General features: G+C 34.9%; 9 protein-coding genes. 5 read left to right on the top strand and 4 right to left on the bottom strand.

The annotated features are described in order from the left end of the window. Positions 1-312 precede the first annotated feature (312 nt). Positions 313-2,040, top strand: a complete 1,728-nt coding sequence (locus JO950_RS14100) for a CARDB domain-containing protein (protein WP_202703233.1) — start codon at positions 313-315, stop codon at positions 2,038-2,040. A 70-nt stretch (positions 2,041-2,110) separates the two neighbouring features. Here JO950_RS14100 and tyrS read toward each other — a convergent pair whose 3' ends face one another. Continuing rightward, on the bottom strand, positions 2,111-3,406 hold the full coding sequence (tyrS, locus tag JO950_RS14095; protein WP_017496213.1) for a tyrosine--tRNA ligase: 1,296 nt from the start codon (positions 3,404-3,406) through the stop codon (positions 2,111-2,113). 238 nt (positions 3,407-3,644) lie between these two features. On the opposite strand from tyrS, the gene JO950_RS14090 reads away from it, so the two are divergent. Together JO950_RS14090 and JO950_RS14085 are read left to right on the top strand one after the other, a co-directional pair. Next, the gene (locus tag JO950_RS14090) at positions 3,645-4,874 is read left to right on the top strand and encodes a hypothetical protein (protein WP_202703232.1); all 1,230 of its coding nucleotides are present in this window, start codon (positions 3,645-3,647) and stop codon (positions 4,872-4,874) included. A gap of 81 nt (positions 4,875-4,955) precedes the next feature. After that, on the top strand, positions 4,956-5,960 hold the full coding sequence (locus JO950_RS14085) for an NAD-dependent epimerase/dehydratase family protein (RefSeq protein ID WP_202703231.1): 1,005 nt from the start codon (positions 4,956-4,958) through the stop codon (positions 5,958-5,960). Here JO950_RS14085 and JO950_RS14080 read toward each other — a convergent pair whose 3' ends face one another. From JO950_RS14080 to JO950_RS14070, 3 genes are read right to left on the bottom strand one after another with little or no spacing between them, the layout of a single operon-like run. After that, the gene (locus JO950_RS14080; protein WP_202703230.1) at positions 5,961-6,422 is read right to left on the bottom strand and encodes a DUF4296 domain-containing protein; all 462 of its coding nucleotides are present in this window, start codon (positions 6,420-6,422) and stop codon (positions 5,961-5,963) included. Between the two features lie 9 nt (positions 6,423-6,431). Continuing rightward, entirely contained in the window at positions 6,432-7,772 is a 1,341-nt protein-coding gene (locus JO950_RS14075) for a dihydroorotase (RefSeq protein WP_202703229.1), read from the bottom strand. Positions 7,773-7,782: 10 nt separating this feature from the next. Beyond that, complete coding sequence (locus JO950_RS14070) at positions 7,783-8,508, bottom strand: polyprenol monophosphomannose synthase (protein WP_202703228.1); 726 nt, start codon at positions 8,506-8,508, stop codon at positions 7,783-7,785. A gap of 105 nt (positions 8,509-8,613) precedes the next feature. Between JO950_RS14070 and JO950_RS14065 the strand changes: the two genes are divergently transcribed. Beyond that, positions 8,614-9,282 (top strand): DUF4271 domain-containing protein, encoded by a 669-nt coding sequence (locus JO950_RS14065; RefSeq protein ID WP_202703227.1) that lies wholly within the window; start codon positions 8,614-8,616, stop codon positions 9,280-9,282. Between the two features lie 14 nt (positions 9,283-9,296). Continuing rightward, positions 9,297-10,046, top strand: a complete 750-nt coding sequence (locus JO950_RS14060; protein ID WP_026109960.1) for a uroporphyrinogen-III synthase — start codon at positions 9,297-9,299, stop codon at positions 10,044-10,046. Positions 10,047-10,094: the final 48 nt, after the last annotated feature.

The following is a 10,094-nucleotide window of genomic DNA, read 5'->3' as shown; positions in this document are numbered from 1 at the left end:
GATATTCGTGGCTGTAACCTAATGGTTTTGTAAATGTTGAACCGTTAATTTGGTTAATCGTTTAATCGTGAAAAAATCGATTAAAAAAAATCCCAACAACTCTTTTGAAGTATTGGGACGTTTTGATGATTCTGATATTCGTGGCTGCAATTTGATGGTTTTGTAAACAAAATTTGCCATAATACTACTGCTATTTTATCATTAAGTTCAATGTAAAAAAATACCTAATTTAATAACCTATTGTTAATGTAGAAAAAATACTACACAAATATTTAAAAATTACTTTCACTGTAACTTTTTAAATATTAAATTATGAAAAAAATTACCCTATTAGTTTTTATCCTTTTTAGCTTTACAAGCAGGTCACAGAATCCAAATTATAGATACCACGAACTCCAAGATTTAGGCACTACTATAGAATGGGCTATTGCTGTTGAATGCACCCAGCATTATCCTCCCGTAGGAATTAGAGAAGTAAATTTAAGACAAAATTTTAAATTGGAAGTTGGTAAAATTTACAAAGCAGATTTAGGCCTAAACTACGGCAACTTCGGCACAAGGTATTACAAAGTTACTTATGCAGGAGATTCTGGTGCTGACATGGGAGATGAAGTTGACACCCCACCTGATTTTGGCGCTCCAATTACTGACTTATGCTCTTCATTGTCTAAAAAGTATATAAGACCAATTTTATTAGGATCAACATTACAAGAAGCTCAAAATAACTTTTGCTCAAAGTTAACAGTTAATAGTACCAGAGAAATGGTAAATATTAAAATAGAAAAACCGTTATCTTCTGGTGACATTTGTTTTATGGATTTTGGAAAAGGCCCTAATTTTTATTTAATTGATGGAGCTAGTGTAGAAAGCGGAGATGCAGATTACGAAGTAGATTCAACAGATAGCAATTCTCAATTTTCCCTTGTTTTATTCAATTGTCAAAAACCCGATCTGCAAGCTGTACATGTTACTCCATATCAGGACGATGGTAATTATTACCGTGGAACAAGCAACAAAATTGCTTATTTCGGAGTACGAAATATTGGCACAAAAATTCAAAACGCGACTACTGTATATACATTATACCTCACGACATCAAGAAACTTTCTCAGTGGCAACGACATTAAACTATATGCTGTTGGTCAGAATCCTACAGATGCACCTGCACCTTCAGATCCAAAAACATCCCATAACTTCCCAATGGTCTACAGCATTCCCTACAATGCTATTGCCGGTAAGTACTATTTAACCGCTGTAACTACAAACAGTGAAGATTTCAACGAATATAATAACATCGCCTCATCAACATACAGAATAACTATAAAAGAAGGAACAGCCCCTACAACGCCAACTCCGACCCCAACGCCAACACCAACACCAACTCCGATAGGAAAACCTGATTTAATTATCGATTCAAATAATACACTAGTTTATAGTGATTGTTTTGATTGCACTTCTACTTTAAGTGAATTAAAAAAAAGGCATAGAGTCGACAATCAATCCGGGTCAATTAGGCCATCACTCATATCTATCAAAAACATAGGAAATGCAGCATCAACAGCAACAAATATAAGATTCTACCTGTCCTCCGATACGACACTCGATACATCAGATTTAAAATCAAACGGAAGTGCTATAACCGTAAATGCCATTAACGCAGGAGAATTGCTTGTAGTACCAGGCGGGACTATCTTCCCCTCAGATTTTGGCAATATTAGTACTGTATTTAACAATAACTGGAACATTCTTATGGTTGTTGACGATTCTAAAACAAATACCGAATCAAATGAAAATAACAACGTAACAGTTATACCTGTAACCTTCTATAATCCTTCTGGAAAAAAATCGATAGCAACAAAATTAGAAACTGACGATATACCAGAAAACTATACTATAACAGTCTATAATTTCCAAGGAGAAAAAATCTTAACGAAAGAAGTACACTCAAAACAAGAAGAAAACGAATTAGTGCAATCCTTAAAAAATGATTTCTATATCATTAAATCTAATGATACAACACGAAAGATCTACAAAAAATAAAAAAGCCCATTCATACAAAAAGCATCCTGATACAGGATGCTTTTAACTTATCTTTTCGTTAGTTTAAAAACTAAACCACTCGAATCACAAAATAATTCTTCTTTCCGCTTTGTAATAACACAAACTGATTGTTGATTAGGTCATTTGCAGTTAACACAAAATCTTCTTTTATTTTTTCTCTGTTCACCGAGATCGAATTTGCGGTTAAGGCACGTCTCGCTTCTCCGTTTGATTTAAAGAAACCTGTTTTTTCGTTTAAAACTGTAATAATCTCCAAACCATTTTCTAAATCAGCTTTTGCGATTTCAGCCTGAGGAACACCGTCAAAAACTTCTAAAAAAGTAGCTTCATCCAGTTTTTTCAAATCTTCGGCTGTAGAATTTCCAAACAAAATATTCGACGCCTGAATTGCTTTTTCCAATTCTTCTTCAGAGTGAACGAAAATGGTAATTTCTTCTGCCAGTTTCTTTTGTAAAACTCTTAAATGCGGAGCAGTTCTGTGCTCTTCGATTAAAGCATCAATCGTTTCTTTATCTAAAAATGTAAAAATTTTGATGTATTTTTCTGCATCTACGTCAGTTGAATTCACCCAAAACTGGTAAAATTTATACACTGAGGTTTTATCAGTATCCAACCAAACATTTCCACCTTCAGATTTTCCAAATTTAGATCCGTCTGCTTTTGTAATCAATGGCGTTGTCAATGCAAAAGCTTTTGCACTTTCTCCTCCCATTCTGCGTACCAATTCCGTTCCGGTGGTGATATTTCCCCATTGGTCCGAACCTCCCATTTGAAGCACGCAATTGTTATTTTTATATAAATGATAAAAATCGTAACCCTGAATTAACTGATAGGTAAACTCTGTAAAAGACATTCCTACACCGTCTCCGGCAAATCTCTTTTTAACAGAATCCTTCGCCATCATATAATTTACCGTGATACGTTTTCCAACTTCACGTGCAAAATCAATAAATGAGAATTCTTTCATCCAGTCATAGTTGTTTACCATAACAGGAGCATTTGCTTCTTTTGAATTAAAGTCAAGAAAACGTGACAAAACACTTTTGATACCGGCAACGTTCTTAGCTAAAGTTTCTTCATTCAACAGATTTCTTTCATCAGATTTCCCCGATGGGTCACCAATCATACCGGTTGCACCTCCCACCAAAGCGATAGGCTGATGTCCAAAATTCTTTAAGTGAACCAATAAAATAATCTGAACCATGCTGCCAATGTGCAGCGAATCTGCTGTTGGGTCAAAACCTATATAAGCAGCAGTTACCTCTTTTAGCAATTGTTCTTCCGTTCCTGGCATGCTATCATGATATAACCCGCGCCACTTTAATTCTTCAACTAGATTCTTCATTTTTTAAATAATTTGTGCAAATATAATCAATGGTAATGGCAATGACAAAAAGCAGTTTCAATATCAATGCTAAAAAACAATTTCAACATCCAAATTCTTAACTACAAAGAGAACCATACTTAGAACTTTAGCTGTTCAAAAAAAAAAACTCCAATTATAATTTTTTACTTTTCATTCATTACTTTTTACCTATTTTTACCTCAACTAATCCATTAATAACCAACCAAAAATTACCTTTATGAAAAAACTTTTGCTTCTTGCAATCTTACTCTCCTACTCCTTTACGAACGCCCAGATCTCTTTTGAAAAAGGATATTTCATTACCAATAATGGAATCCGAACTGAATGTTATATCAAAAACATAGACTGGAACTACAACCCAACAGATTTTAAGTACAAAACAACTAACGAAGACACCGAAACGAAAACAGAAACCATTACGAATGTTCAAGAGTTTGGAATTGGAAACAGCACTACATACAAAAGAGCAAAAGTTAACATTGACCTTTCAAGTGACGTATTAGAAAGTTTTTCCACCGATAAAAATCCCATTTGGAAAGAACAGCTCGTTTTCTTAAAAGTCCTTGTTACAGGAGACGCTTCTTTATATTACTATACCAATAATGACATTACAAGGTTCTTTTATGAAACAAAAGAAAGATCCGTAGAACAACTTGTACGTAAAGAATACATTGCTGAACTGAATAACTCCCGCACAACAGTTGAAAACAATTACTTCAGACAGCAATTATTCAACAATGTCAAAACCAAAAACACAACTGAAAATGATGTTAAGAACCTGCCTTATAAAAAAGAGGCTTTGATGAAATATTTCCTGAAATACAATAATATCTCATCTGACGAAATCGAAAAAACAATTACCTCAGTAAATAAAAGTATTTACCTTTTAAAAGTAACTCCAGGCATTGGTTTTTCTTCTATTTCAATTGATGGCATCAATAGGGATGGATATAATAGCGTAGACTACTCTCAGAAAGTAACTTTTAAAATAGGATTGGAAGGCGAACTTATACTCCCTTTCAACAAAAACAAATGGAGTCTTTTTATAAACCCAACCTTTCAACAGTACGAAAACAAGAGCGAAACCGGAGTTATAAATTACATGAATGATGGTATGAGAGTCGAATTTCCTTCAGAGGTTAAATACACAGCCATACAGGTTCCCTTTGGAGTACGTTATTATTTTTTCCTAAACAGCAAATCTAAAATATTTATTAATGCCGGTTATGCCATTGATGTAAGTGGTAAATTCAAACTTACAAGCAAACCAACCAACTTAGACAGCTCCACAAGTGGTAATTTTCTAACCGGACTTGGTTACAATTTCAAGAACAAAGTGAGTGCAGAAATTAGGGTAAATGGCCGCAAAGAGATCCTTAGCGGATACACCTCTTATAGCGGAGCTTACAGATCATTAGATTTTATACTAGGGTATACGATTTTCTAAAAAAACAAAATTGAATAAAAACTTGCGCCTTTAAACCTGTCCCTTTTTTGCAACTTTAGACCAAAGTACTATCTTTACGAAATGGTATTAATAACAGGAGGTACAGGTTTAGTTGGCGCACATTTATTACTTCATCTGATTGAGAATGGAGAAAACGTTCGGGCTATTTACAGAACTCAAAATAACATTCAAAAAACCAAATCGGTTTTTGAGTTGTACAAAAAAGTGGATCTGTTTGAAAAAATAGAATGGCTTGAATCCGATATTCTGGATGTTCCCTCTTTAGAAACTGCGTTCTCAGGTATTGATTACGTTTACCATTGCGCTGCTTTAATTTCATTTGATCCAAAAGACGAAGAGTTACTTCGAAAAACCAATATCGAAGGAACTGCCAATATGGTTAATTTTTCTATTGCCAAAAACATAAAAAAGTTTTGTTTTATCAGCTCTATCGCTGCTTTAGGTGATTTAGCAGCTCATGAAACTTATATCACTGAAGAAACAGACTGGAATCCCGAAAAGCCTCATAGTGATTACGCGATTTCTAAATACGGAGCCGAAATGGAAGTCTGGCGTGGTTTACAAGAAGGTTTAGATGTAATCATCTTAAATCCGGGTGTTATTTTAGGGCCAATTCCAAAAAACAAAACCCACATACAAGGAAGCGCAGAGCTTTATGCCAAAGTTGCAAACGGCCTTTCTTTTTACACTCTTGGAAGTACCGGTTTTGTTACCATAACGGATGTCATAAAAATAGCTGACACCTTAATGAAAAGTGACATTAAAAACGAACGCTTTACTTTAATTGCCGACAATATTGTTTTTAAAGACATCCTGGATACTATTGCCGACGCTTTAAAAGTAAAAAGACCAACCGTTCATGCCACACCTTTATTCATGAATTTCCTTTGGGTTGTCGACGGAATTTTTTCGACCTTATTTTTTCAGAAAAGACGCCTGACAAAAGCAACTGCAAAGGCTTCCTATTCTAGTAATTTATATTCTAATGAAAAAATAAAAACCGCTCTGGGAGGAACGGTTTTTCAGGATGTACATGCGTACATAAAAGATGTTTCGAGACTTTAACTATCTCTTTAATCGTGTTGTTTTTCGGATAGAATCCAAGCTCGTCTTACTCAGCTTGTTTTTGATCGTATCTTTAACTATAGGTTTCTTCTTTTCTTTTGCTGCTTTCTTTTCTTCAATTTTCACAATTGAATCTGTAGCTCTTTGGTTGACAGCCAAACGCTTTCCTACTTCGTCGAAAATACTTTTATAATTCTCATAATCGGCGGCGTAATAACGGTTGTTTTGTGAAAATTGCACACTATCCACTTTATATTTTTTCAAAATAAAGGCAGTAGGACTGGTTTCAACTGAATCTGCCGAAACCGGGTGCTGGTATTTCATCGCTTCAAGGATAGACAAATCATACATAATATCAATCATTTTATCTTTCCCGATAAGCTTTGCAGGCTGCTTTACCAGCTCTTTTTTACAACTTACAGAAAGAAACAACACCAATATTATTACTATAAAATTTTTCATATCAGCTTTTTATCTGTCAAACAATAGGCGTTTTCCTGCGCGAATGTCTTTTACTTTAAAGTTATTGTAAACCATTTCACCGTTTACAAAAGTATGTGTAATTCTCGACTTAAAAGTAAAATTCTCAAAAGGCGACCAGCCGCATTTCGCCACAATATTTTCAGGTTTCACACTCCATGGCAAACTTGGGTTTACAATCACTAAATCGGCAAAATAACCTTCTTTGATAAAACCTCTTTTTTCTATTTTGAAAAGTTTAGCAGGATTGTGGCACATTTTCTCCACAATTTTCTCCACGCTGATTTTCCCCTGATGATGCGCTTCAAACATCGCTACGACCGCATGCTGCACAAGCGGCCCCCCAGATGGAGCATTCACATAAGGCTGCATTTTTTCTTCTTTAGTATGTGGCGCATGATCGGTTGCAATTACATCAATACGTCCGTCATTTAACGCTTCCCATAATGCTTTTCTGTCGTCTGCTGTTTTTACCGCAGGGTTCCATTTAATAAAATTCCCTTTGGTTTTATAATCTTCGTCTGTAAACCATAAGTGATGCACACAAACTTCGGCAGTAATTTTCTTTTCTTCAAGTGGAATTTTATTGGTAAACAATTCCATTTCTTTCGCAGTCGAAAGATGGAAAATGTGCAAACGAGCTCCCGTTTTCTTGGCTAGTGCCACCGCTTTTGAAGAAGAGATATAACAGGCTTCTTCACTGCGTATTAAATGATGCGCCGTTACCGGAATATCATCCCCATATTGTTCTTTGTACAGCTGTAAATTATTTTTAATCGTCGTTTCGTCTTCACAGTGTACGGCGATTAAAAGCGGAGTACTTGAAAAAATCTTTTCTAAAACTGCCTCATTATCTACCAGCATATTTCCGGTTGACGATCCTAAAAAGATCTTTATTCCGGCAACATTCTTCGGATTTGTTTTTAGAACTTCCTCCAGATTATCATTAGTTGCACCCATCATAAACGAATAATTCGCAAATGATTTCACTGCCGCAACCTGATATTTATCTTCTAGTATTTCCTGAGTTACAGCATTTGGAACTGTATTCGGTTGCTCTATGAAAGATGTAATTCCTCCTGCCACCGCAGCTCTTGACTCTGACTCGATATCTCCTTTGTGTGTTAGTCCCGGTTCTCTAAAATGAACCTGATCATCAATTGCCCCCGGAATTAAATAACTCCCTTCAGCATCGATTACTTTACAATCGGATGTTTTTAAACTGATGCTGTCTGCTACTTCAACAATCAGATCATTTTCGATTAAAACATCTCCTTCAAAAATAGATCCTTCGTTTACAATTTTGGCATTTTTTATTAGAACCCTATTCATTTTCATAGCTTTATAAAGTATTGACTAGTTTTTTCAATCGAAGCGAAATTACTCCCAGTATAGCTTCTTTGATAATGGCATTGCTCATTTTAGAAACTCCTTTTGTTCTGTCAGTAAAAATAATCGGAACCTCTTTAATTTCAAATTTAGCACAGTATGTTCTGTACTTCATTTCAATCTGAAACGCATAACCCACGAATTTAATTTTGTTGAGATTGATTTTTTCCAGCACTTCTCGTTTGTAACAAACGAAACCTGCTGTTGCGTCGTGAATTTTCATTCCCGTAATAAACTTCACATACACCGAAGCGAAATACGACATTAGAACACGGCTTAAGGGCCAGTTCACCACATTTACTCCTGTTACATATCGGGAACCAATCGCTAGATCTGCTCCACCAAAATGGCAGGCATCAAACAATTTCTCAAGATCATTTGGATTATGCGAGAAATCAGCATCCATTTCAAAAATGAAATCATACTGACGTTCTAATGCCCATTTAAAACCATGAACATAGGCCGTTCCCAAACCAGATTTTTTAGCTCTTTTTTCTAAAAACAACCGTCCCGGAAATTCTTCCTGTAAAGCGACTACTTTATTGGCAGTATGGTCAGGCGAATTATCATCAATAATTAAAAGATGAAAAGGTTTGTGTTGCGAAAGTACAGCTCTAACTATGCTTTCAATATTTTCGATTTCGTTGTAGGTGGGGATTATGACAATACAATCATTCATTTTTCTGAGTAATTTCACCGCAAAAGTAAACTTTTTATAGCATTTGATTCATAATAAATATATAATAAAACTATTGATACAAAAAATTACTAATTTTGCATCGCTATGATTGAACAACTTCACCCCCGAATTCTGGAAAACAAAGACTGGGCAACACTTTTATTCGTGTTGACCTTTGCTGTTGTTGCCATGACTAAATCAGCTTACGAAACCCGATTTAGCGAATTCAGTAAGCTTATTTTTTCTGACAAGTATGCTAAAATCTATCGCGACAACAATCATTTAAGAAGCAGTTTTACGGTTGGTTTATTTTTTGTACAAGTTGTTTCGTATGCTTTTTTCATCCAGCTTACCATGCACATTTTTGGATATGCGTCGAAAACGGACTGGATTTTATTCATTCAGCTTGCTACCTTTTTACTTTACTTTATTCTGGGAAAATTTTTAATTGAAAAAATTGTAGCCACTTCGTTCAACATTGACGAATTTGCAGAACTTTTTAACTTACAAAAAGTAACTTACAGGACTTATATAGGCGTTTTAATCCTTCCTGTTAATGCTGTTTTGTTTTATTATGACAATATTCCTAAGATTGTACCCCTGGCAATAATAGCCATTTCGCTGTGTATTAGCCTCTACTCTTATTTTATTTCAATAAAAACGTATCAAAATGCAATAATCAGCAAGTTATTTTATTTTATTTTATATCTTTGCGCTCTTGAAATAGCCCCTTATTATTTCCTGTATTATTGGATTACAAAAGAGGCGGCTTAGTAAATGTTTATAATATGAAAGTGAAAACAATTTTGGTGTCACAGCCTGAACCTAAAGTGGAAAATTCTCCTTACTTTGAGCTCCAACAAAAACACAAAATAAAAATTGATTTCAGACCATTTATTCATGTGGAAGGGGTTAATGCAAAAGAGATCCGATTACAGAAAATCGATCTTAATCATTATACTGCAATCATTTTGACGAGCCGTAATGCGGTAGATCATTTTTTCAGAGTAGCAGATGAGATGCGTTATAAAGTTCCTGAAGGATTGAAATATTTCTGCCAATCTGAAGCTGTTGCATTTTACCTGCAAAAGTATGTTGTGTATAGAAAGCGTAAAATTTACGTGGGAGCAAAAGACTTTGCAGATTTATCGCCGCTTATCAAAAAATACAAAGACGAAAAATTCCTTTTACCGGCGTCTGATCAGTTAAACGCTGATGCACCTGTAACATTAAACAATCTGAAAGTAGATTGGGCACAAGCTGTTTTCTACAAAACAGTAATGAGCGATCTATCTGATCTGGCTGATGTTTACTATGATGTTTTAGCTTTTTTCAGTCCAACCGGAATCAAATCATTGTTTAAAAACTTTCCTGATTTTAAACAAAACGATACCAGAATTGCTGTTTTTGGAAGCACAACTCAAAAAGAAGCACTTGATCATGGCTTAAGAATTGATATTCTTGCTCCAACTCCTGAAACACCTTCAATGACGATGGCTTTAGAGAAATATATTGCAGAAGCAAACAAAGGAAAATAATCCTTTTAGAAAATAACAATATTTAAATTCCAAATTCCAACTTTAGGG

The organism is Flavobacterium sp. UGB4466, assembly GCF_903469665.1.
GTDB classification, from domain to species: domain Bacteria; phylum Bacteroidota; class Bacteroidia; order Flavobacteriales; family Flavobacteriaceae; genus Flavobacterium; species Flavobacterium lipolyticum.
This window is presented reverse-complemented; position numbering and strand designations above follow the sequence as displayed.